This is a genomic window from Bacillus sp. MN7755, assembly GCF_054771475.1.
In genome coordinates this window covers 138,048-162,889 of sequence record NZ_BTRL01000007.1, presented here as the reverse complement: position 1 = coordinate 162,889, position 24,842 = coordinate 138,048, and the positions used below count along the sequence as shown (strand labels likewise).

General features: G+C 36.7%; 25 protein-coding genes and 1 pseudogene. 5 read left to right on the top strand and 21 right to left on the bottom strand.

Going from position 1 to position 24,842, the window contains the following annotated elements:
- Window positions 1-3 precede the first annotated feature (3 nt).
- Entirely contained in the window at window positions 4-282 is a 279-nt protein-coding gene (locus ACYVEC_RS06035; protein WP_000800722.1) for a YhdT family protein, read from the bottom strand.
- A gap of 272 nt (window positions 283-554) precedes the next feature.
- On the opposite strand from ACYVEC_RS06035, the gene dhaS reads away from it, so the two are divergent.
- Complete coding sequence (gene dhaS, locus ACYVEC_RS06030) at window positions 555-2,039, top strand: aldehyde dehydrogenase DhaS (protein ID WP_063221235.1); 1,485 nt, start codon at window positions 555-557, stop codon at window positions 2,037-2,039.
- Between the two features lie 50 nt (window positions 2,040-2,089).
- Here dhaS and fabG read toward each other — a convergent pair whose 3' ends face one another.
- Entirely contained in the window at window positions 2,090-2,830 is a 741-nt protein-coding gene (gene fabG, locus ACYVEC_RS06025) for a 3-oxoacyl-ACP reductase FabG (protein WP_063221236.1), read from the bottom strand.
- A 133-nt stretch (window positions 2,831-2,963) separates the two neighbouring features.
- On the opposite strand from fabG, the gene ACYVEC_RS06020 reads away from it, so the two are divergent.
- Window positions 2,964-3,113 (top strand): YfhD family protein, encoded by a 150-nt coding sequence (locus ACYVEC_RS06020; protein WP_063221237.1) that lies wholly within the window; start codon window positions 2,964-2,966, stop codon window positions 3,111-3,113.
- A 72-nt stretch (window positions 3,114-3,185) separates the two neighbouring features.
- Here ACYVEC_RS06020 and ACYVEC_RS06015 read toward each other — a convergent pair whose 3' ends face one another.
- The 17 genes and pseudogenes from ACYVEC_RS06015 to fdhF all read right to left on the bottom strand — a co-directional run bounded on the left by ACYVEC_RS06015 (window position 3,186) and on the right by fdhF (window position 18,646).
- On the bottom strand, window positions 3,186-5,039 hold the full coding sequence (locus tag ACYVEC_RS06015) for a terpene cyclase/mutase family protein (RefSeq protein ID WP_063221238.1): 1,854 nt from the start codon (window positions 5,037-5,039) through the stop codon (window positions 3,186-3,188).
- A 99-nt stretch (window positions 5,040-5,138) separates the two neighbouring features.
- Window positions 5,139-5,564 carry a divergent PAP2 family protein gene (locus ACYVEC_RS06010; RefSeq protein WP_063221239.1) on the bottom strand — a complete coding sequence of 142 codons (426 nt, stop codon included), beginning with the start codon at window positions 5,562-5,564 and terminating at the stop codon, window positions 5,139-5,141.
- Window positions 5,565-5,643: 79 nt separating this feature from the next.
- Window positions 5,644-6,585: an EamA family transporter RarD gene (gene rarD, locus ACYVEC_RS06005; RefSeq protein ID WP_063221240.1), complete on the bottom strand. Its 942-nt coding sequence runs from the start codon at window positions 6,583-6,585 to the stop codon at window positions 5,644-5,646.
- Window positions 6,586-6,675: 90 nt separating this feature from the next.
- A complete protein-coding gene (locus ACYVEC_RS06000; protein WP_016086864.1) occupies window positions 6,676-6,924 on the bottom strand; it encodes a DUF1294 domain-containing protein in 249 nt (82 codons plus the stop codon).
- A 168-nt stretch (window positions 6,925-7,092) separates the two neighbouring features.
- A pseudogene (locus tag ACYVEC_RS05995) lies at window positions 7,093-7,492 on the bottom strand (hypothetical protein).
- 42 nt (window positions 7,493-7,534) lie between these two features.
- A complete protein-coding gene (locus ACYVEC_RS05990; RefSeq protein ID WP_000501860.1) occupies window positions 7,535-7,759 on the bottom strand; it encodes a hypothetical protein in 225 nt (74 codons plus the stop codon).
- Between the two features lie 14 nt (window positions 7,760-7,773).
- Window positions 7,774-8,823 carry a P-loop NTPase gene (locus ACYVEC_RS05985; protein ID WP_098555696.1) on the bottom strand — a complete coding sequence of 350 codons (1,050 nt, stop codon included), beginning with the start codon at window positions 8,821-8,823 and terminating at the stop codon, window positions 7,774-7,776.
- A 55-nt stretch (window positions 8,824-8,878) separates the two neighbouring features.
- The gene (gene moaD, locus ACYVEC_RS05980; protein WP_063221242.1) at window positions 8,879-9,115 is read right to left on the bottom strand and encodes a molybdopterin converting factor subunit 1; all 237 of its coding nucleotides are present in this window, start codon (window positions 9,113-9,115) and stop codon (window positions 8,879-8,881) included.
- 4 nt (window positions 9,116-9,119) lie between these two features.
- Window positions 9,120-9,584 carry a molybdopterin synthase catalytic subunit MoaE gene (moaE, locus tag ACYVEC_RS05975; RefSeq protein WP_063221243.1) on the bottom strand — a complete coding sequence of 155 codons (465 nt, stop codon included), beginning with the start codon at window positions 9,582-9,584 and terminating at the stop codon, window positions 9,120-9,122.
- Window positions 9,565-10,872 (bottom strand): molybdopterin molybdotransferase MoeA, encoded by a 1,308-nt coding sequence (locus ACYVEC_RS05970; protein WP_063221244.1) that lies wholly within the window; start codon window positions 10,870-10,872, stop codon window positions 9,565-9,567. The genes moaE and ACYVEC_RS05970 overlap by 20 nt, the downstream gene beginning before the upstream one ends.
- A gap of 18 nt (window positions 10,873-10,890) precedes the next feature.
- The gene (locus ACYVEC_RS05965) at window positions 10,891-11,907 is read right to left on the bottom strand and encodes a molybdopterin-synthase adenylyltransferase MoeB (RefSeq protein ID WP_063221245.1); all 1,017 of its coding nucleotides are present in this window, start codon (window positions 11,905-11,907) and stop codon (window positions 10,891-10,893) included.
- Window positions 11,908-11,931: 24 nt separating this feature from the next.
- Entirely contained in the window at window positions 11,932-12,711 is a 780-nt protein-coding gene (locus tag ACYVEC_RS05960) for a formate/nitrite transporter family protein (protein WP_063221246.1), read from the bottom strand.
- Between the two features lie 189 nt (window positions 12,712-12,900).
- Entirely contained in the window at window positions 12,901-13,917 is a 1,017-nt protein-coding gene (moaA, locus tag ACYVEC_RS05955) for a GTP 3',8-cyclase MoaA (protein ID WP_063221247.1), read from the bottom strand.
- Window positions 13,918-13,937: 20 nt separating this feature from the next.
- Window positions 13,938-14,735, bottom strand: coding sequence for a formate dehydrogenase accessory sulfurtransferase FdhD (gene fdhD / locus ACYVEC_RS05950; protein ID WP_063221248.1), 798 nt, complete (start codon window positions 14,733-14,735; stop codon window positions 13,938-13,940).
- 16 nt (window positions 14,736-14,751) lie between these two features.
- Window positions 14,752-15,096, bottom strand: coding sequence for a Na-translocating system protein MpsC family protein (locus ACYVEC_RS05945; protein WP_000039582.1), 345 nt, complete (start codon window positions 15,094-15,096; stop codon window positions 14,752-14,754).
- A 115-nt stretch (window positions 15,097-15,211) separates the two neighbouring features.
- On the bottom strand, window positions 15,212-15,694 hold the full coding sequence (locus tag ACYVEC_RS05940) for a helical membrane plugin domain-containing protein (RefSeq protein ID WP_063221249.1): 483 nt from the start codon (window positions 15,692-15,694) through the stop codon (window positions 15,212-15,214).
- Window positions 15,695-15,706: 12 nt separating this feature from the next.
- Complete coding sequence (gene fdhF, locus ACYVEC_RS05935) at window positions 15,707-18,646, bottom strand: formate dehydrogenase subunit alpha (RefSeq protein ID WP_063221250.1); 2,940 nt, start codon at window positions 18,644-18,646, stop codon at window positions 15,707-15,709.
- A gap of 296 nt (window positions 18,647-18,942) precedes the next feature.
- Between fdhF and gerSA the strand changes: the two genes are divergently transcribed.
- Genes gerSA through gerSC form a run of 3 tightly spaced genes read left to right on the top strand, consistent with a single transcriptional unit; the run spans window position 18,943 to window position 22,712 of the window.
- Window positions 18,943-20,481, top strand: a complete 1,539-nt coding sequence (gene gerSA / locus ACYVEC_RS05930; protein ID WP_275719091.1) for a spore germination protein GerSA — start codon at window positions 18,943-18,945, stop codon at window positions 20,479-20,481.
- Entirely contained in the window at window positions 20,478-21,575 is a 1,098-nt protein-coding gene (locus tag ACYVEC_RS05925; protein WP_063221252.1) for an endospore germination permease, read from the top strand. Before gerSA ends, ACYVEC_RS05925 begins: the two co-directional genes overlap by 4 nt.
- The gene (gerSC, locus tag ACYVEC_RS05920) at window positions 21,576-22,712 is read left to right on the top strand and encodes a spore germination protein GerSC (RefSeq protein ID WP_063221253.1); all 1,137 of its coding nucleotides are present in this window, start codon (window positions 21,576-21,578) and stop codon (window positions 22,710-22,712) included.
- 74 nt (window positions 22,713-22,786) lie between these two features.
- On the opposite strand, the gene ACYVEC_RS05915 is transcribed toward gerSC, so the two are convergent.
- Together ACYVEC_RS05915 and ACYVEC_RS05910 are read right to left on the bottom strand one after the other, a co-directional pair.
- A complete protein-coding gene (locus ACYVEC_RS05915; protein WP_460505897.1) occupies window positions 22,787-24,169 on the bottom strand; it encodes an APC family permease in 1,383 nt (460 codons plus the stop codon).
- A gap of 493 nt (window positions 24,170-24,662) precedes the next feature.
- Window positions 24,663-24,803 (bottom strand): hypothetical protein, encoded by a 141-nt coding sequence (locus ACYVEC_RS05910; protein ID WP_016086848.1) that lies wholly within the window; start codon window positions 24,801-24,803, stop codon window positions 24,663-24,665.
- Window positions 24,804-24,842: the final 39 nt, after the last annotated feature.

Here is a 24,842-nt window from a genome sequence, read left to right as displayed (position 1 = left end):
CTATTATTCCTCACTTTTTTCTTCCTCATCGAGTGAAATATCTTGAAATACAAAACGAACAACTAAACTAAGTAAAATAACCATAACGATAAATCCAACGATACAGCTATAAAAAAACCATGCTGGAAAACCGAATACATATGTATATTCACTTGGATTTTTACTACCAAGCCCGTAAGCAAATCCATACCATATTATAAAATTGATAATAGCAAGTCCAAGACCAATTAACGCTTCTCTATGGGCGATTCGAAAGCGTGGATCATCATGATAATTCTTCATTTTCTCCCTCCTCTCACGATGTATTATTGTACCATTGTTCTTCTAGTTTTTCCTACTAGAAAGCAAAAACAAGCAGGATTTTTTATAATCATGTAGAAGATTCTCTTACATTACATATTTTTTACAATTGTAACACAAATGAAATTTGAATTTTCAGTAAATGTTAATTATGATTTTAATTAGAGGCTTTCCATCTAGTTCCTACATCCTTGATTTCGGAATAAACGCCGTCTCGTACTGCGTTTACATTATATTTTCAAGGGGGTTATACAATGAGTCAACTAGCTGTAAATCTTCATGAAAAGGTAGAAAAGTTTCTTCAAGGAACGAAAAAGTTATATGTGAATGGATCTTTCGTTGAAAGCGCTTCCGGTAAAACATTTAAAACACCTAACCCAGCAACTGGCGAAACGCTTGCTGTCGTTTCTGAAGCTGGTCGCGAAGATATTCATAAAGCTGTAGTCGCAGCTCGCATGGCTTTTGACGAAGGTCCTTGGTCTCGCATGAGCACCGCTGAGCGAAGCCGTCTTATGTACAAGTTAGCTGATTTAATGGAAGAACATAAAGAAGAGCTTGCACAGCTCGAGACGTTAGATAACGGAAAGCCCATCCGTGAAACAATGGCAGCAGACATACCACTTGCAATTGAGCATATGCGCTATTATGCTGGCTGGGCGACGAAAATCGTTGGTCAAACAATTCCTGTTTCCGGTGACTACTTTAACTATACACGCCATGAAGCTGTTGGTGTTGTTGGTCAAATTATCCCTTGGAACTTCCCTCTTCTTATGGCAATGTGGAAAATGGGAGCGGCGCTTGCTACAGGATGTACAATCGTTTTAAAACCTGCAGAACAAACTCCACTATCCGCTCTATACTTAGCTGAATTAATTGAAGAAGCTGGATTCCCGAAAGGTGTTATTAATATCGTTCCTGGATTCGGTGAATCAGCTGGACAAGCTCTCGTTAATCATCCACTCGTTGATAAAATTGCATTTACTGGTTCTACTCCAGTTGGCAAACAAATTATGAGACAAGCATCCGAATCATTAAAACGCGTTACACTTGAGTTAGGCGGTAAATCACCAAATATCATCTTGCCAGATGCTGATTTATCTCGCGCGATTCCTGGTGCACTTTCTGGTGTTATGTTTAACCAAGGACAAGTATGCTCTGCTGGATCACGCTTATTTATTCCGAAGAAAATGTATGATAATGTCATGGCTGATCTCGTCCTCTATTCTAAAAAACTAAATCAAGGTGTTGGCCTTAACCCTGAAACAACAATCGGTCCTCTCGTTTCCGAAGAACAACAAAAACGTGTAATGGGCTACATTGAAAAAGGGATTGAAGAAGGCGCTGAAGTACTTTGCGGAGGAAGTAATCCATTCGATCAAGGCTACTTCGTTTCTCCTACAGTATTCGCTGACGTAAATGATGAAATGACGATCGCAAAAGAAGAAATTTTCGGTCCAGTTATCTCTGCAATACCGTTTAACGATATTGATGAAGTAATTGAACGTGCAAATAAATCACAATTCGGCTTGGCAGCTGGTGTATGGACAGAAAATGTTAAGACAGCACACTATGTTGCAAGTAAAGTACGTGCAGGTACAGTATGGGTAAACTGTTACAACGTCTTTGATGCAGCATCTCCATTTGGTGGATTTAAACAATCCGGTCTTGGTCGTGAAATGGGATCTTACGCATTAAATAACTATACAGAAGTAAAGAGCGTTTGGCTCAACTTAAACTAACGAAAAAGAACCTGGCCTATCCAGCCAGGTTCTTTTCATTATGTATTCATTTAAACTTGCAGTCCCCCGCTCACATTTAACACTTCTCCTGTAATATAGGACGCGTATTCTGATGCTAAAAAGGCCGCTGCGTTCGCAATATCTTCTGGCGTTCCAATTCTACCGACTGGAATCGCGCCAACCATCTTTTCTTTCACTTTATCTGGTATCGTTTTTGTCATATCTGTATCCATAAACCCTGGACAAATCGCATTACAAGTAATACCGAAACTTCCAACTTCTTTCGCTGCTGTTTTCATTAAACCTACAACTCCTGCCTTTGTGGCCGCATAATTTGCTTGACCTATGTTTCCTTCTCTACTAATTGAAGATATATTAATAATGCGTCCATACCCTTGTTGTCTCATGTAAAGAAGCGCTGGTTGCATACAATAAAAAACACCAGTTAAGTTCACTTGTAATACTTGTTCCCAAGCAGACTTCTCCATTTTATGTAGCATTGCATCTTTTGTAATCCCAGCGTTATTCACCAATATATGTAATGTACCAAATTTTTGAACCGCATATTCAATTAACGACTTCGCTTCATTTTGATTACTCACATCACATCGATATAAGCTCACTTCATATCCTTCATCCGATAACTCTCGTGTCGTTTTTTGTAGCTTTTCTTCATTTACATCGCTAATTAATACTTTAGCCCCTAGTTTTGCATAAACTCTTGCAATCTCTTTTCCAATTCCCTGTGCAGCTCCTGTTACAACAGCTGTTTTCCCATTTAAAAACTTCATCCCTATCCCCCATTTCTATTACTTATACTGTATATTTCGGCTTTTTCCTTTCCAATTCCTCTTTGTATAAAAAAGTCTATTTGTGTCAAACTAACTTTGCAACGTCGCATAAAGTGCAAGGAGATTGTGTCGAATGAACAAAAAAAATTTCAAACAAAACAAAGCTACTGATGGCATTGATGTTGAGTTCTCTCGTGAACTCGCTGACCACAATGACTTAGAAGCAAACGCACGTGCAAATGCCGCTGATGCACGTCAAAAACACCAGCCAACAGAAAAATAAGGAAAGCATAACCTTATTCTTTTCAACAGGGACCTACTACCCAACAAAATAAACCGAGAGATATCTCTCGGTTTATTTTCTATATTTTTTTATATAATGTGCCAAAGTAAGTAGCGGATATATATGAGCGTAGCTATGGTAATGAATATAAAACCCACCTGGTAAAGCCGTTCCAGTGGGATATTTTTCATTATCATTAGAGGTCGCAAGCAAATATGAAATACCTTTTCGAATAGCTGGCGTTTCTTTATTATAGTAAGAAATGAGAGCATCTAACGCCCATGCTGTTTGGGATGGTGTACTAAATGGTAAAGTAACGAACCTTTTCTCTACACTACTGTGGCAAGATTCTCCCCACCCACCATCTTCATGCTGTATATGTTCAAGCCATAAAGCTGCTCGTTTCAATGAAGGATTGCTAGATGGAATTCCGAGTGACCGTAAACCAGTCATAACAGCCCACGTACCATATATATAGCAAATCCCCCATTTCCCAAACCACGATCCATTTTCCTCTTGTACATTCATTAACCAATTTACCGCACTTTGTTTTTGTTTTTCAGACAATTCATTTTGCGCATATGTCCCGAAAAACTCTAACACTCTCCCTGTAATATCTGGTGTAGAAGGATCCGTTATCATATCGCTTGCGTTCTCGATTGGTAAATTTGCTAATATATTGCTCGTCACACCTTTTTCAAACGCTCCCCAGCCACCATCATTATTTTGTAATCCTTTAATCCAATTGACTCCTTTCTGCCAAGCGTTATCTACATTTTCGTTTCCTCCACTTCTTGCCAATGCCCTTAGCACAGCTGTTGTATCATCAATATCTGGAATAGTCGTATTCACATCCGAAAAACCCCAACCGCCTGGATTAAGCGCCGGAGCATGTACGCTCCAATCAGCTTTTTTTGTATGCTGTTTTTTTAATAAATACGCTGATGCATGTTGAATCATCTTATTATCTTTCGGAACGTGGGCCTCTTGTAACGCATAGCTGAGTAAAGCCGTATCCCATACAGTTGAAGGAGAGTTTTGCAAATGATTTCCTCTTTCCATCTTCCATATATAAGACGTTATCCCAGTTATCGCTTTTTGAATCATTGATGATTGAAGAGAATGTCCTAACGCGAGTAAAGCATAAATCATATAAAACGAGGCAGTTGCGTAACTATATAACGTTCCATTTTCATCAATACGCTTTTTCATAAACCGTTCGACTTCCTCATATCCTTTATGATGTAACGAAAGTGGATACGATATAATTTGTTTTACATCACTTAATAACGTTTGAAATAACGGAGACCGATCCTCCCGAAACCATTCTCCGCCTCCGCCCGCAATGTGATTTAAATTTGGCAATAACTTTTTCCCTACTCGAAATCTTTTATTTAAACACAGCATCATCGGAATTAAATGGATACGTGCTGAGCTACTCAATTCAAATATACTGAAGGGGGAATCATCCTGTAGAAACATGATTGGTGTTGGTAAATGAAAGAACGAAGGATATTCATACTCTCCGTGAATTGCTAATAAAAACTTCGTCATAAAATGAGCACGCGCTACCCCGCCACGCTCATTTATAAACATTTCCGCTCGCTTCATATTCGTATCATCTGTTGTATATTTTTCCGAAGCAAGCAAGGCAGCATAAGATTGAATTGTAGCAGATAAATTACCACCCACTTCATCTTCATACAATTTCCATGTTCCTTCATTTGTTTGGAGTGATGCTAATCTTTTTACAAACGGTTCTATCTCTTTATCTCTACCTAATAATTTTAATAAAAAAATCATATGGCAATCTGTTAATGGAGCTCCTTCAAAACAAAACCGCCACGTACCATCTTGCCGTTGCATCGTTTGAAGTGCAGTTGTTCTTCTTACTATTTCTTCATGCACTTTTTCATATAATAGCAAGTTACTCACCCACCCTTTCGAAATCCGTATAACGATATTCAAAAAAGTCGCTGAATATGTATGAAAACAAAGAAAAGCAGAACATATAAAATGTTCTGCTCATAAACAATATCCTACCCCGACAATAATCCCTAATAAGGCACCGACTACTACTTCATACGGTGTATGCCCGACAAGTTCATTTAACTTCTTATATTCTGTTTGTCTACCGTGAAAAAACTCATTCAATATTTTCGCCTGTTTACTTACTGCAAGCCTTACTCCTGAAGCATCATACATAACAATGATTGCAAAAATAGCAGCAACAGCAAATATGGTACTTTCCACACCTTCCACAACGCCAACACCTGTCGCGAGCGCTGTCACAGTTGAAGCATGAGAACTTGGCATCCCACCTGAAGCGAAAAACTTTGCAAAATCAAATTCGCCCGTTTTGACTAATTTAAAAATGACTTTCGTAAACTGTGCTAAAAACCACGAAATTACAGCGGCCATAAGCGGATCATTATGTAAAATTGTTTCCACGTTCTCAGCTCCTCACTGACTATAATGGAAATTCTATATAATATAAGTATAAAGAAAAATGCGTAGAAAATACTACGCATTATGATACTTTTGCTGATTTATTTTTTATAAATTTCGGTTGTTTCTGTACTAAGAACTTTGTTTTCGCTACCGAAAATACAAATAACGCAACCCATATACAGAAAAATGCCATCATATGAGTAGATGTGAAATGTTCACCGAATACGAATACACCTAAAATTAAACTAATCGTTGGTGCAATATATTGTAAAAATCCTACCATATAAAGCGGAATAAGTTGTGCTCCTTTTGCAAAATAAAAAAGTGGTAATGCTGTAACGATACCTGCTCCTATTAAAAGTAACGTCGATAACATGGAAATAGATCCAAATGAACCGAAGCCATGTACTCCTGTCATAATGAGATAAATAACCGCAAACGGCGTTACTAACATCGTTTCCATCGTAAGTCCAATTGTGGCATCATAGTTTAACAATTTTTTCGTTAATCCATATAACCCAAATGAAAAGGCAAGTGATAGAGAAACCCACGGAATAGCCCCGAAACGTACTGTTAAAATGATAACCCCTAATCCAGCTAAACCAACTGCAACATATTGCCAAAAGTTTAACTTTTCCTTTAAAACGACTGTACCAAGTAAAATACTAATAAGCGGATTAATATAATATCCAAGACTTGCTTCAATGACATGATTATGATTAACGGCCCATATGTAGACAAACCAGTTTCCGCTAATCAAGACTGAAGCTATTGTTAATGACATTAATAATTTAGGTCGTTTAAAAAGATTCACGAACTCCCCAATAAACTGGCGAAATCTCTTCGTAACACCTAATACAAGTAACATAAAAACGAACGCCCAAACGATGCGATGTGCTAATATTTCATCTGCCGGAACTTCCTCAACCCATTTCCAATAGATTGGTAGGATTCCCCACATCGTATAAGCACCAGCCGCATATATTATCCCTTTTTGTTGCTGTGCTGATTGACTCCCCATCTTCCTTTTCTCCTCTTCTCGTTTTTCTCCATTATACGGTCCCACGTGCTCACTTTACCAATAATCACTCTGCAATTCTTTCGACATTTCTCATACAGCAAAAAGTAAACATACTGTGATAACGACAAGTAACGGTATACCGAAAACAAATTTCTTTTTATGAGTTTTATGGTGAAACATATACATACCGATCCAAGCACCAACTGCGCCACCAGCTGCTGCTGATAAAAACAACGTACTTTCTGGCGTTCTCCACTGTTTCTTCTTCGCTTTTCGTTTATCAAGCCCCATAAGGCTAAAAGCTATAACGTTAATAATAATAAAATAAATCCATTTCATCGCTTTCTCTCCCTATGAAAAATTCGCTTAATGGTAACATGAAAAAACGATGGAAACAACTGAAGAACAGTTTTTATCAAACTATTTTAATTCGTTACCTTCATATTTATACAACCAATTAAAATCGCAGTTATAGCAATTAAATAGAAAGATGTTATGAGCAGAATCTTATATTTCATTTACTTCCCCCACTACCATAGCATCGAAAAAACTTCTCTCAATCTCTTTTTCATCAAAATGAAGAACTACAATTAGCCCTACATATAAAGAAACAAAATTTAAAAAACCATTCCCCATTATCGTCTTTCTTAGCTAAGCATTTAAATATCTCTTGAAATTGCATACGCTCATCTGTAGCAACAACCGGTCGCATACCAAAATATTTCAATACGAAATGTAAATCCAGCTGCACGGATAATGATAAAATATATTTTAATAGCTCCGTATAATGAGCAACATTTTTTTGACTATATAACTTCACGAGCTTTTGATGTAAATGAGCAATCGATAATTCTTCTTCAGTCATTTTTGTTGCTTCTATCGTTTCAATCATCTTCTTCATATTCATTACATTTACCCCTCCTGTTACAAAACAAAAGCCAAAGCGTATTTATTTTATAATCAGCAATAATTGAGTATTTCTCGTCTCTCTTTCTTCTTCACTAACTAAGTCATACTTTTTTAGAAGATGAAAGACATCATTTAATATTTCCTGTGAATGATTACCTTGCAAAAATCCCTTTACCTCTTTAAAAATCACTTCCGGTAAAAAACTCTTTTGACTTTCAAGCTTATTCATCACATCTTCAATAGAATGATCAATGTTACACCCCATAAAAAATTCCTCCTTTATCCTTTATAAATAATATCTTCCGCTAACGTTGTAAACACTTCTCCAACAAGAGAATCTTCATCATATACAGATGAACCGTTATTTTCTTCCCGTTTTGCAAAAGGTACTTGTGCGATTACTTCCGTTTGCAATTGTTCTGCTAACATTTCACCACCGCCTTTTCCAAAAAGGTAATTTTTCGATCCATCTTGTTCTTCAAAATAAGCCATATTTTCCACAATACCTAAAATCTCATGTTTCGTATGTTTTGCCATTACCCCCACCCTAGATGCTACGAATGAAGCTACATTGTGTGGTGTTGTAACGATAATTTCTTTCGCCTGCGGAATCATAGATGCAACATCAATGGCAACATCTCCTGTACCTGGTGGTAAATCAAGCAGTAAATAATCTAATTCTCCCCAGTGCGTATTCGCAAGGAAATTTTGAATCCATTTATTTAACATCGGTCCGCGCCACATAACCGGGTTATTTCCTTCTGTAAAAAATCCCATCGACATGAGTTTAACACCGTGACTAATGACTGGAATTGCTGTTTGATCAATCATCGTTGGTTTTTGATTCGTTTCCATCATAGCTGGAATACTAAAACCATATATATCTGCATCTAATATCCCCACTTTTTTTCCCATACGAGCTAAAGCCGTTGCAAGATTAATTGTCACCGTTGATTTGCCAACTCCACCTTTTCCGCTCGTTACAGTAATAAATCGTACCCCTGAATCAGGGCGAAGCATGCTCGGCATACCAGTTTCTGTTCTACTATTTTTCTTTAACTTCTCTGTTAGCGCAGCTCGTTCTTCTTGTGTCATAGAACCAAATGTTAAATCCACTTTAGAGGCGCCAATTGCATGAAGTGATTCTTCAATATCTTGTTGAATTTTTGCTTTTAACGGACAACCTTGAATCGTTAGCGCTACTTCAAGTTTAACCTCTGTTCCATTCATTTGTATATTTCTAACCATATTTAATTCTACAATACTTTTGTGTAACTCTGGATCCTCCACATGTTTTAACGCGTTCATTATTTGTTCTTGAGTAATCATAGAACTCATCCCTTCTCATAATTCTAATTTATATACAACATCTTACAAATCCTTATTACCCTCCACTAACGGGCGGGATTAATGCGACTATATCTCCAGCTTTTATCATCTCTTCATTCGTTACAAACCCTTCATTAACAGCCACCATCACTCTATCAAGCGATTGTAAACAATAGTTTGCTTTGAGCCACCCTTTTAATTGCTGCACAGTCATTTCTTGTTTCTCGGAAATTACTAATTGATCTAATCCGACTTCTTCACGCAAATTTGCGAACAGTAAAATTGTAATCATCTTCTCATTCTTCTTTCTTCGGTTTTCCTTCTGAATAAGGTGTATTTTCAAGTTGATCTCCAATCCACATCGTTCCATCTTCCCAAAATTCTTTTTTCCATATTGGGACGATTCGTTTTATACGTTCAATCGCGTATTCATTCGCTTCATAAGCTACTTTACGATGCGGTGATGAAACTGCAATGACTACCGCAATATCCATTATTTCTAGCCGTCCTACTCGGTGCGTAATTGCTACTTTTGTTTCCAGCCACTTTTCATTCATTTCTTCCCCAATTCTCGTAAGTTGTTTTACTGCCATCGGTTTATATGCTTCATACTCTAAATGTAGCGTTCGTTTTCCTTTTGTTAATTCTCTCACTGTACCAATAAAAGTTGTAATCGCACCTGCTTCTCTTCTTGCGACTTTATTCGTTACTTCTTCAACTACAATCGGTATATCTACAATCTCAAATAGCGCTTGTCCCATTGGAACCACCTCTCACTTTACAAAATGTCCAAGACCATTCACTACCTTCGTTATCTTCCAATAAAAGAACATCCACAAACATATCTTTTTTATATCCTCTTGTCCCGCCTGGCAATACGATAAAAGCATTCGATTCTGCTAATGAAGAAACCGAGCTAGATTTATCAAACCCTGACGGATAAGCGATTAACTGGCCTTCGTTATATGTCAGTTTTGCTCGTACAAATCTTGTAAATGGATTTGGCTTTAGAAAGTCTTCTCCTAATAACGCTTTTTCTCTTTTTAAATGTGCTTTTTCACTAAACATATAGGTCCGAATACAAGGTCTTACAAATAATTCAAACCCTACGTAACAAGCAGATGGATTTCCTGATAAACCAAATAATAACTTGCCATTTAATTGTGCTACAGTCGTAACACTTCCTGGCCGCATTGCAACTTTATTAAAAAGAACAGAGGCACCTAACTTTTCATATATAGCTGGTAAATAATCGTAGTCCCCTACTGATACACCGCCTGTTGTAATAAGCATATCTATTTGGCTTAATGCTTCTTTTACAGCTGTGAAACATGTATGAAAATCATCACTAAACTGCCCCAAATATTTTACTCTTCCGCCCGCTCTTCGAATTTGAGACAATATCATATACGTATTACTATTTCGGATTTTCCCTGGCTGTAATGAATCGTTTACATCCAGTAATTCACTGCCAGTCGCTAATAGTCCAATTACAGGCTTTCTCGCCACCGGTACCTCGCTATACCCGAACGTAGCAAGAAGAGCTAAAATACCTGGATTAATGTATGATCCTTTCTTTACAAGAACAGTTCCTTTACGAGCATCTTCACCTTGAAAAGAAATATTGTCGCCTGTTTTGAATGATCGCTTCACTTCCATGTATTTATTGCCATCCTCCTCATATTGATGAGTCAGCTCTAACATAACAACCGCATCACAACCACTCGGAATTTGTGCCCCTGTCATAATTCGAACTGCTTGAAAAGGAGCTACTTTCTCACAGAATAGCGATCCTGCACCAATTTCACCCACTACTTTAAATACAATTGGTGTTTCATAACTTGCTAAATTCGTATCTTCTGCTCTAATAGCAAACCCGTCATACGGTGAACGATTGAATGAAGGTACATCATGGTCAGCTACTAAATCCTCCGCTAATATACGTCCATAAGCTAATTCAATAGGTAGTAGCTCCTTTAATCCATCATTAGTAAATCCCATTACTTTACGAACAGCTTCTTCCACCGTAATTGGCACTCTTCTTTCCATTATTGACAACCCTTTCTATTAACCGAATACGCGATAATATAGTTGCTTCGCTTTCGAAATATCATTTGTACCATGAATGAAAACACGACCATCTCGAAAAATAACGACGCGGTAATCATCTAATTGGCAAGATAGTAAATACGGATTCCGATCTACCTTCCCCAGTTTTTTTAATACTTTTTCTACATCGTCAAAGCCATACTTCCTATTTTCTACCGATCTAATTTGAACTGTATTTCTTCCGCATAAAGCAGCTACCTTCGTTTGGTTTTCGTATGATAAATAAGGATAAATGCGATTCAAACCGCACGAAGGACAATCGTCTGTCTTGATTTTTTCTAGTTTTATAAAATGGTTTTGATTACTCCATATATCAAACATGAAAAATGTTTTTCTAATTGCTGAAAAATCTTCTACTAAAATTTTGAGTGCTTCCGCCGCTTGATATGCTGCGACGATTTGAACAGTCGGGCTAATGATTCCAGCTGTATCACACGTCACACCTGTAACTGGAACTTTCTTCAGCACACAATGTAAACACGGTGTCTTTTGCGGAATAATCGTGTAACTCATACCATATGATCCAACGCAAGAACCATATATCCATGGAATATTATGTTTTTGTGATAAATCATTTATTATAAATCGGATATCAAAATTATCTGTTGCATCAATTATTACATCTACATTTTTTAATAGGTTTTCCATATTTTCTGCAACTGCATCCATTACGAAAGCATGTATTTGTACTTCCGAATTCATTTGTTCTAGTCGATTTTTAGCAGCGATTGCTTTTGGCATTTTCTCTCTCGCATCTTGTTCAGAGTACAATTGTTGCCTTTGTAAATTACTCCATTCAACGTAATCACGATCAATAATCGTCAACTTGCCAATACCTGCACGTACGAAACTTTCGGCACTTGTACTTCCTAATGCGCCTGCTCCTACTATTAACACATGTTTATTTCGAATTTTTTCTTGCCCTCTATTCCCAATTGGTTTGAACAACTGTTGTCGTGAATACCGATCAGCCATTACATACCCTTCCTCTCACGAACTCTATTTCATATTAGAATGTTGTTTTTGATAACAAGCAAAGTACGCAAATCCAACAAAGCCAGCTCCTCCAATTACATTTCCGATAAAGACAGGAACAAAATTTTTAGCAAGATCCATCCACGTCAGATGACCTGCAAAAATAACTGCCGAGATGACAAACATATTTGCTACCACTTGCTGAAATCCAATCACTACAAATGCCATAATTGGAATCCAAATTCCGATTATTTTTCCGACAAAATCACTCGTCCCATAAGCGAGCCAAAGCGCCAGACAAACGAGCCAATTACAACCAATTGCTAAGATTAAAGTTCTCCCAAATGATTCATGTAACTTCCCTTCCGCTATCGCTACCGTCTTATTTAAATAATCTCCCTCTGTTAATCCGCCAAGATGGCCGAAACAATACGCTACGAAAATAGCTCCTACAAAATTCATGAAAGTAATCCAAATCCAGTTATTCAGCACACTGACCAATGTAATTTTCTTTGCATAAAGCGCCATAGACATTGACATCATATTTCCGGTAATTAATTCTCCTCCTGCTAATACGACCAGCATGAGTCCAACAGGAAAAACCGCTCCTCCTAAAACATTTACTAGACTCCCCCAGCGCTCAGGTAAATTACCTAAAACGCGAATGTTAAGTAAAAAACCGAGCGAAATAAATGCTCCTCCTAAAAAACCGAGAATAAGCATTGCTGGCAAGGTCTGACTTACTTTTTGAACACCGGCCTCAATGACAAGCTCAGCAATTTGTTCCGGTTTATGAAATGCCATTACTAATTCCTCCATTTTCTCCAAATAAAAAAGCAGCTTCAAAAAACCTCTTCAAAATAAAGGTTTTTGAATGCTGCTTAATTTCTCTGCACATCTTTTACAGAGAGATCAATCATCACTTTTACTATAAAATAGAAAATCTACAATTCTTGTACACCTTCCATTTTTCACTTTTATGTCAACTTTATATTAACCACCTATATGTGACATTTCAATTTTAGGCATAGCTTTTTTATTACTATTACTTAAGCGTTCATCTGAATAACGATCTTCTCGGTTGCTCCATATATCGCGTACGATATCTGTTATTTCCTTGTCAGTGTATCCAGATCGAAGCAGTTCTCTCAAGTCATTTCCTTTAGAAGCGAACAAACACGTATATAATTTTCCTTCTGCAGAAATACGGGCTCTCGTACATGAGGAACAGAAGGAATCTGTTACTGATGAAATAATACCTATTTCTTCATCACTTCCAATATAACGATAGCGAGTCGCAACCTCACCTGCATAATTCGCTTCTATCCGTTCTAATGGCATAACTGGATGAATCGCATCTACTATTTCTTGTTTAGAGACAACCTCTTTTAACTCCCAACCGTTATAATTTCCAACGTCCATATACTCAATAAAACGAAGAATATGCTTATTTTCCTTAAAGTATTGCGCCATCTGCAAGATGTCCTGTTCGTTTTTCCCCTTTTGAACGACCATGTTTATTTTAATTTTCATACCAACTTCAGCTGCAGCTTGTATTCCTTCCAGAACCCTTTGTACTTTGGTTCTATTACCATTTAAATAGAAAAAACGCTCTTCTTCTAAGGAATCTAAACTAACTGTCACACGTGATAAACCCGCCTTATATAAATCAGGAGCAAACTTTTTCAGTAGTGATCCATTGGTTGTTAAGCCGATATCCTCCACACCATCTATTTTATTAAGGCGCTCGATAAGCTTTGGAAGCCCTCTTCGAAGTAACGGTTCTCCACCTGTAATTCGTAGCTTTCGTACACCTAAAGAAACGAAAATACGTGTTATCCTTTCAATTTCATCAAAAGATAAAATTTTATCATTAGACAAAAACGAATAATCAGGACCAAATATTTCTTCTGGCATACAATAACGACAGCGAAAATTACAGCGATCAGTAACAGAAATACGTAAATCCTTTAAAGGACGTTGTAGTTTGTCTAATGTGAAAGATTTCATATTTATTGCCTCGCTTTTACTTATTTTATATTTAAAACACGCTCTGGATGCGTATATACATTTAAGGATTGATTCCGAATAAATCCTATCGTAGTAATACTTAATTCTTCTGCTAGCTGCAAAGCTAACTCAGTTGGAGCTGATTTTGACAATATAATTTCACAACCAATTTTTGCAACTTTTAATAATATTTCCGAAGAAATACGACCACTAAAAACAATGATTTTATCTCTTATAGAAATATTATTTTTTAAGCAATAACCGTAAATTTTATCTAACGCATTATGCCTTCCGATATCCATTCGACTTAAAATAATACCATTCACATCGCACAAAGACGCATTATGAACGCCCCCTGTATGACGAAATGTCTCAGCAGATTGCTGCATTTCTTTCATTAATCGAAAACAGTCTTCTGCAGTAACTTGTACATGCAGGCCATTCATTTTCTTTGCGCTTAATGCATCATTTGCAAAGACAAATCCTTGTCTACTCATACCACAGCATGAAGTAATATAACGTTTATTTTGCATTTGTTCGTAATACGGATTTACTTTTGCCGTCGTGACATGTACAAATCCTTCTTTCTCTTGTACCCATATGTCATCAATATCTTCATACTTCCGAATGATTCCTTCAGATGCTAAGAATCCTATTACCATGTCTTCTATATATTCTGGAGTACTAACCATTGTAACAAACTCCTGTCCGTTCATTTTAATCGTGACTGGAAACTCTGTTACAATGCTGTCCTCTATATGTTTAAACGCCCCTTGTTCATAACGAAAGATTTCTCTTTCTACCTGTATCGGTTTCACGATCAGTATCCTTCTCTCACGTTATATTTTTATCAAAAACAAATACCGAAACTGCAATATCTTCTTCTACTTTCATATCTGAAAATAGGTTCACTAATTTCGCTCCAACAAGTTCCTCCAAATGTTCACGGGAATTCGCAGCATATACTTCTTGAATCATTTTCGTTCTAGCCATATGGACCATTTCCGCACCGTCCATCGTACTTGAAATGAATTTTTCAGTAGGTGTTAAGTTTCCATAAAGAGTCGCGATCGCCATGTTTTCTGCAAAAACAGTATGAATTCGTTCTGGCCCTTTTCCGAAAAGTTCCTTTCGAAGTTTTCGTATCATATCATTAAATTCATGTACTTTTTTTGACATACAATTATACCTCCCAAAAGCCTCATTTTACTTTATTATATATTTTACCAAAATGAGCCTTCCGCCCAAACTATTTCGTACAAACATTTGGGCGAAAAGGTTCACTTCATGAAGTTTATTCTTCTTTTAATCCTTTTCCCATACCTTTTAAGAAATGAAGCCCAAACCCGATAGCACGGTTAATATCTGGGTCTTTCAATACTTTCATAAGATCGAATACCCCTACTTTTTTATTACTCTCTAGATGTTCATTACCTTTTTCTAGCCCTACTAATAAGCTACCTATAAGCTTTTTCGTAAGATCCGGATCAAGTTCTGTTAAAGCACCCGCAGCCCCCATCATATTATTAATTAAATTTGTAACAGGCTCACGAGTGACTTGGCCAAGAACAATCTTTGCGATTGGTTCTTTCGCCTTTAGCATAGAATTTACCGCTTCTAGCATGCCAATATCATTCAATTCCCCTACTATATTAAACATTTGATTTAGAGCGTCTTCATTATTAGCTAGAAGCTCTTTTAAATCATCTAATTTTTGCTGTTTTATTTCTTCCTCAGTTAATTCTTGTTTTTGAATCATTTTTATAGGTGCAGCCATATTTTTCTCCTCCTACTTATCCGTTAAATGCACATACCCTTGACGCGCCCACTTACGATGTACCTCAATACCGGCTTGAGGGTGACGTTTTTTATTACGTGGGTTCGCTTTTGGCATCGGATTTTCGCCATCAACTTCTAACACTTCCATACGTACTTTCGTCTGTTTATAAGCAGGTGTATTCGTACGTGTGTCAACTGCAGGACCTGTTAAGAAATTAATTGCCGTTTCATTGTCAGTAGAGTTCATCGGTAAATATAACTCATTCGCTTTTACACGATCTGTTACAAGTGCACGTAATTTTAACGCTCCAAAAGGAGAAATGAGACGAACTAATGAACCTGTTTTCACTCCGCGTTCTTTTGCAAGTGCTGGAGAAACTTCAACGAAAACGCCAGGTACTTTCGTTTGAATACCTGTTGATTTATTTGTCATATTCCCTTCATGGAAATGCTCAAGCATACGCCCGTTATTAATGTGAAGATCGAACTCCGCTGGGAATTCAGCTGGACGTACCCAGTCAGCAATCGCAAAACGAGCTTTTTTATCCGGGAAGTTAAATCCTTCTTGGAAAAGTAGTGGTGTATTCGATCCATCAAAACTTCCCCAATGGAAACTATTCCATCCTTCAAGTACTTCATAGTTTGCTTGTGAGAATAGTGGTGATAAACTTGCCATTTCAGCAAAAATTTCACTTGGATGACTATAATTCCAGTTTGCACCTAATTTATTCGCAACTTCCTGCACAATCCACCAGTCTGGCTTCGCATCTCCAAGCGTAGGAAGAACTTGATAGAGTCTTTGTACACGTCTTTCTGTATTTGTAAAAGTACCTTCTTTTTCAAGAGACGGTGCTGCCGGTAATACAACATCTGCATATTGAGCAGTTTTAGATAAGAAAACATCTTGCACAACGAAGAAATCAAGGCTTGATAGCACTTCATGTACATGGTTCGCATTAGAGTCTACAAGAGCCATGTCCTCTCCGACAAGATACATAGCTTTCATTTTCCCCTCGTCAATTGCATGCAACATCTCAATATTATTAAGACCTGGTTCACTATTAATTTTCACTCCGTAAGCCATTTCAAATTTCGCACGTTCCATATCGTTCGTAACGTGCTGATATCCAGGGAGCCATCCTGGTAAAGTACCCATATCACAAGCACCTTGCACGTTATTATGACCTCGAAGCGGATATGCACCAGCACCTGGACGACGATAATTACCTGTTGCAAGAAGTAAGTTTGAAATCGCAGCGGAAGTATCAGATCCACCTGTATTTTGCGTTACTCCCATACCCCAAAGGATACATGTACCATCTGCATCACGAATCATTTCAGCCATTTGAATAAGTGTTTCTTTTGAAATACCAGTCATTTCTTCTGCGTATTCAAGTGTATATTCTGTAAGACTCTCTTTGAAATCTTCAAAGAAGTTTACGTTCTCATCAATAAATTGTTGATCGTGCCAACCTTGATTAATCATATATTTCGTAACAGCCATTAGCCATACTTGATCTGTTCCTTGTTTTGGACTAATAAAGATGTCTGAACGCTCTGCCATTTCTGTTTTACGAAGATCAGCCACAATTAATTTTTGTCCGTGTAATTTATGCGCACGTTTAATACGTGTAGCTAAAACAGGATGACCTTCTGTCGGGTTACAACCTACAATAATAACAAGACCGGATTGTGCGATATCTTTAATCGTTCCAGCGTCTCCGCCCATACCAATTGTACGGAATAATCCGTCTGTCGCTGGTGATTGACAATAACGTGAGCAGTTATCAATATTATTCGTTTCAAATACTTGTCGAGCTAATTTTTGGATCACATAATTATCTTCATTCGTAATTTTAGATGAAGAAATAAAACCGATAGCGTCTTTACCGTACTCTTCTTTAATAGACCCTAGTTTACTTGCAACTACATTCAACGCTTCTTCCCATGTAGATTCAACAAACGTTCCATTTTTACGAATTAAAGGCTTCGTAATTCGTTCTTTAGAATTTACGAAATCCCAGCCAAATTTTCCTTTTACACAAGTAGAAATTGCGTTAACTGGTGCATCAGAAGAAGGCTGTACTTTAAGGATTTTACGCCCTTTCGTCCACACTTCGAATGAACAACCTACACCACAAAATGTACATACTGTTTTCGTTTTCTTCGTACGAATATCACGCATAGCCGCTTCCACTTCTGATACCGCAAAAATACCGCTATATCCAGGCTCAACTTCTTTAATTAAATCTACCATCGGTTCAAGAATATCTGGTTTTAATCCCGTCATAAATCCAGCTTCACCGAGCATCGTTTTCTCCATTAAAGCGTTACAAGGGCAAATCGTTACACATTGACCACAACTAACACATGAAGAATCATTAATATTTACTCCTTCATCCCAAATAACTCGTGGGCGTTCCGCTTCCCAGTCTATCGATAACGTTTCATTTACTTGTAAGTTTTGACACACCTCAACACATTGACCGCATGCAATACATTGATTAGGGTCATAGCGATAAAATGGATGCGTCATATCAACTTCACTTACATCTACTTTCGGTTCATAAGGATATTTTTGATGTTCAATTTCCATTAATTCTGCTGTATTATGCAGCTTACAGTTCCCATTGTTGTTGTCACATACTGTACAGTATAATAAATGATTTTCTAGTAACCGATCCATCGCCTCTGTTTGTGCTTCTTTCGCTCGACCAGAAGCTAGTTCAATATTCATACCTTCCGTCGCCACTGTCGAACAAGAGCGCATTAACTTTCCGTTAACTTCTACAATACAAGTGTCACATGTTTGAATAGGATCTACTTCTGGCACGTAACAAATTTGCGGATGTTCAATCCCGTTCTCATTAATAACACCCAATATCGTTGAACCGGGCTCCGCTGTATACTTTTTTCCGTCAATTGTAATATGAACCATGTTGTCATTCATGGTCTTTCCCCCTTTTTGAGAATAAAAAAACTCCACCACGAAAATATACGCACCACATTTCGGCACGTTATTATCATGGTGGAGTAGTTTATTAGCACATCTTGCTAAAATACCAATCCATTTATTCATAAATAAAACGATAGATTCATAACAGGTCATATCACGATTCCATCTTTAACACTATAATTATAGCGTTAAATTTTAAAATATACAATATAAAATTTAAACTACGCATATGTCCGTATGGAACTATCCATAATAACCCATATAAAACATAACAAGGAGTAAGCAAACAAATGGGGTCTTTTAATAAATGGATACGTGGTGAAAAATCTTTTTCTGCACAAGAGCATGCTGATCACATATTAAATAAAGCTATCTCTGCTTCTCTTTCGATTAATCTAAGGCACTTGTCTAAACTGTTTAGCGGTATTCCAGAATTAATTACACGAACTTTTCCGTTAAAAAACGGAAAAGAAGCCGCTCTTATATATATAGAAGGACTTGTAGATAAAACTGTTATTAACATTGATATTCTTCGCCCCCTCTTATTTAAAGAATGGAACGAGGACGACTTTTGGGAATCTTCCGTTTCTATCGGAAATATTAAAAAGGTTGAGAAGTGGACAGACATTGAACAGTCCCTTTTACATGGTAAAAGTATTTTATTTATAAACGGGCAACTATCCGCTTTAGAGCTAGATACACAAGCGGCGCCAAAAAGAAGTATTGAAGAACCTACAACAGAAACTTCCATAAAAAGCTCACACGAAGGATTTAATGAGGTAGCGAGCGACAGCCTTGCACTTATTCGTCGATATATTCCAAATCGTGAATTGAAAGTAAAGGAATTCACTGTTGGTGAACGAGCTACTTCAAAGGTTTTTTTACTGTACCTAGCAGATATTGCAAACGAAGATGTCGTACAAGAAATGGCATGTCGTATCGAATCAATCAAAGTGGATGCCATTATTACTACTGGAGAATTAGAAGGGTTTGTTGAAGATAATTCCTATACTCTCTTTCCCCAATTATCTATCACCGAACGCCCTGACACAACAGCCCATCACATTCTGGATGGACGAATTGCCGTTGTTGTAGATCGCTCACCAGGCGTATTAATTGGACCTATGACCTTTTCAGCTTTTTTTCAGACGATAGATGATTACAGCTTCAGGCCAATGATTCCATCTTTTATACGATTACTTCGTTTCACTGGATTATTTATTGCAATTTTTGCTCCTGCTCTTTATATCGCTATGATTTCCTTCCATTATGAAGTGATTCCACTTAAATTATTGTTAACGATTGGAGAATCTCGAGCTAAAATTCCTTTTCCTCCTATACTAGAAGCTCTATTAATGGAATTAGTACTTGAAATGCTCCGAGAAGCGGCAGTTCGGCTTCCTGGTCCCGTTGGACAAACGATTGGCGTCGTAGGAGGAATTGTCATTGGACAAGCTGCAGTTCAAGCAGGAATAGTAAGTAATGTTATGGTTATCGTCGTATCTATTACTGCCGTCGCTTCTTTCATCATCCCTAACATGGAAATGTCTGCAGGAATTCGACTTCTTCGATTCCCAATGATGATAATCGCTTCTTTATTTGGTGTCATTGGCATTATGGTTGGGATGGCAATCATTATTATTCATATACTTTCTATGGAATCTCTCGGTGTTCCTTATGGTAGTCCTTTTTCTCCGTTATTTGCTTCGGATTTAAAAGATATTCTTGTACGTTTGCCATGGAAAATTATGAAGAAACGCCCACTATCCCTTAACTTAAAACAAGAGAATCGACAAAGCGATATAGAAGAAACGGAGGAAGATAAGTGACAAAGCGTGCAAAGAGGGAGATTAGTTTATTTCAATACATTTTAACGATTAGTGGTGTTCAAGTAGGATTCGGTGTACTTACACTACCACGTGAAGTTGCACAAGGGGCGAATACAGATGGCTGGATGTCTATTATTATAGGATGCGCTATCACTACTTTAGTCAGCCTATGTATTGTGAAAATTATGGAAAAGCATCCTGGATATACTTTACTTGATGTGCTGACTCGTTATCTTGGGAAGTGGCTAGGAAGAGTAGTAATGATTTTTTGGATTTTATATGCTGTACTTGCAGCAGTTTCCTTAGTTTTTTCCCTCTTGTATGTTATTCACATTTGGATTTTACCTAGATCTCCTATGTTTTTAATTATGATTTTGCTTTCTATTCCAATGCTTATGCTTGCATGTAAAGGTGTACTTATTATTAGTCGCTTTGCCGTTTTCACTGTGATCTTTACCCTTTGGATGCCATTACTATTGTTTATCCCTCTTAAAGATGGTCATTGGATATATCTTCTTCCCTTTCTAAAGGAAGGATGGCTACCAGTTGTAACCACAGTGAAATCAACTATCATTGCGTTTCTCGGATTCGAGTTTGCATTTGTCCTTTATCCCTATCTAACTAACAAATCAGCTGCAAAAAAAGGAATCGTTATTGCAAATATGATTACGTTATTCGTTTACCTACAAGTTACGTTCGTTTCTTTCGTTTATTTTAGCCCGGATGGTATAACTAAGTTTTTATGGCCGACTCTTTCTCTTGTTACACCATTTCACTTTTCATTTTTGGAACGATTTGAAATTATCTTTTTATCATTTTATCTCTTCATTATTTTCGATTCCTGTATTCCTTATATTTTCACTGCTTCAGATGGAATCAATCAATTGTTTAACAAGAAGAGCAGTACATTACCTATTTGGTTTTTTTTATTCGGTTGTATTTTCACCTTATTCTTCTATATCCCTTCCTCTTACCAAATAAGTGCGTTGCGGGAATTTTGGGGAACTGCAAGTTATTTTATCGTTTTTCTATTCCCAGTCGTATTTCTCTTATACATGACACTTTATCAACATTGGAAAAGGAGAAAAATTTAAATGAGGCGCTTTATTCATTTCACTATACTTTGCTTTCTCATAACCTTTTTAACAGGCTGTGGAGATCGACTCGACCTAGAAAAACAATCGATTTCATTAATTTACGGTTTTGACGCAAAAGCAAAAGGAAAATTAATTGTGTACCACGTAAATCCTATTTTTAATGAAGACGTAGAAAAAAAATACGAAACACATGAAGCAAAAGTACGTACACCTCGAGAAGCAAAAGCAACGTTTAATAGTTCAAGTGGCGGTTTAGTATCTACAGAAAAGTTACAGCTCATTTTATTTAGCACAAATTTTTTAAAACAAGAAGGGGCTATGCCTTACCTTGATGTTTGGTATCGTGACCCTAAAAATACTGGAAACATGCGCATGGTTGCAGTAGACGGTCCAATTTCTTCAGTTATATATAATAACTTTAAAGATAAGCCTGCCCTTCCCGAGTATTTAACAGATTTAATTAATACGAACAAACTGTACAATCGGACCGTTTTTACGACATTCCATGAATTTCACAGGCAAACGTTTAATAAAGGTATAACACCTGCTATTTCAGAAATAAAAAAAGGTATAAAAGATGTTATCGTTACCGGTTCCGCGCTATTAACTTCTCGAGGAATCTACAAAATGTCATTAAATCGTTATGAAAGCGCCCTTCTTCTTTTGTTACAAAAGAAAGCTAATACACCAGTTTCGCTTACATTGAAAATCCCTTCTACTTCAGTTGAAAGTAATAGTGATTTAAAAGATACCGATGGCGGCGATTTCGTAACAATAAATGTTCTTAGCATGAATCGTGATATCCGTACAGACTATAGCGATAACCACTTCAAATTTAATGTTAAAATGAACTTAAAAATTGCTGTATCTGAACTGACATTCGACATGGATATAGATAAAGATAGAAAGAAATTAACTTCACTTATTACAAAACAACTAAACAAAGATTTAAACGACGTAATCCACAAAATTCAAAAACAGCAACTCGATCCATTCGGATTTGGTGATTATGCGAGAGCATTTCAATATAAAGAATGGACAAAGGTTGAAGATGATTGGCCTAGTGCTTTTTCAAAAGCTAATGTAAAAGTAACACCTACTATTAAAATTTTAGAAAACGGAATTATTAAATAACAAAAACACGCTACTTGTTCTTATACGAATAAGTAGCGTGTTATCATTTCCATTACAAATATTATTTCAACAGACTATACTCTATTTCCATTTCTAACATTACTATGTTTTTTAGCATATACAAAATATATGAAAACACCTATTATAATCCATGCCACAAAACTAATTAAAGTAAGCTTAGAAAGGTTCAAAGCTAAATATATACAACTTACTATTGAAACGATAGGTAAAGAAGGTACTAGGGGCGCACGGAATGGCCTCTTCATATTAGGGTGTGTCTTTCTTAATACAATGACAGCTATAGATACAAACACAAATGCTGTTATCGTTCCCATATTCACTAAATTAGCTAGTAAATTCAAATCCACTAATCCCGCTAATAAAGCTGCTAATATACCTGTAACCCACGTATTAAAAAATGGAGTTTGTAAACGTTTATGCACACTTGAAAGTCTTTTTGGTAACAATCCATCTCGACTCATCGAGTAAGATACACGAACAAACGCAAACATAGCTACTAACAGAACTGTTGTTAGTCCTGCTATTGCTCCCACCGATAACAATCCAGCAATTCTATCTTCTCCTACAGTGCGCAACGCATATGCAACCGGATCAGCAACATTTAATTCCGTAAACGGAACCATTCCAGTTAACACAAATGAAACACCTACATATAGAACGGTACAAATGAATAAGGAAACAAGTAACCCAATTGGCACGTTACGCTGTGGACGCTTCACTTCCTCTGCGGCTGTTGCAACTGCATCAAATCCTAAAAAAGCAAAAAATACAGTAGCAGCGCCTCCTACCACACCGTGAAAACCAAACGGTAGAAATGGTTGCCAATTCTCTGGCTTTACATATTGTGTTCCTACAGCAATAAATCCTACAATAACAGCCAACTTAATAATAACCATTATATTATTTATTCGTGCACTTTCTTTTGCACCACGACTTAATAAAAATGTAACAACTAAAATAATGAGAACTGCTGGTAAATCAATAATTCCACCCTTCCCCATACCAGGTGCCGAAGCAAAAATTGTAGGAATGTGAATATTAAATCCTAGTAGTAATGACTGAAAATACGCTGACCATCCTGCTGCTACCGCAGAAGTCGCTAGTAAGTACTCCAACATAACGCACCAACCGACTATAAATGCAAAAATCTCACCTAGTGTCATATATGTATATGAATATACACTTCCCGAAACTGGAACTGTAGATGCAAATTCAGCATAACAGAAAGCTACGCACGCACATACAATCGACGCTAATATAAACGATAATACAATCGCTGGGCCAGCATGTTTCGCCGATACAATACCTGTTAATACGAAAATTCCTGTACCAATAATTGCTCCAATCCCTAAAAGAGTTAGGTCAATGGCACCTAAAGTTTGATTCAATACTTTTTTCTTTTCTTCATCCATTGTTTTCTTTATTAAAAGACTCATTCATTAAAACCTCTTTTTCAAGTTTATCTCTTACTTATTACAATCTTTATTACTGTTCTGTTTAGAAAATAAAAATATACATGATCCACTCCCCATGAACTAAATAGTTTAATAAAAGACAGAAAAATCAATCTCTTTTAACTGTAGTGAATTTTAAAACAATTAATTCAGCAACACACCACTTAGAACGCTGAATGAATTTATCATATAATTAATTATATTGTCAACAATAAAATTAATTATATAGGAACGGTTAATTATGTATCAAATGTTATTTTTAAACATAATTATTTTCTTGAAAACATTGTTATTTCCCATCTTTATATTTATATTCATTTTTTTATATTGATTTTTATACATTTTTCATTAGATAGCATTTAAGCAACGGCATCATACCCTTAACTAAATTATTATCTTTAAATAACAATTCGATTAAGGGTATGCAATTATTTTAAAGCTACTAAAAAAGCGCAGATTTTCATCTGCACTTTTTTTATTCTTCCACTTCAGCTTCTGCACTACTATTTTTAAGTTGTTCCTTCTGAGCCTCTTCTTGTAGCTCAGCTGAAATCATCCCATAATAAATTTCTGGATACAATCCAAATATTTGATATACACTTCCTAAAAACGGCATCGGAATCCCTCTTTTCTAAAGTTGTATTGCCACTTTTAA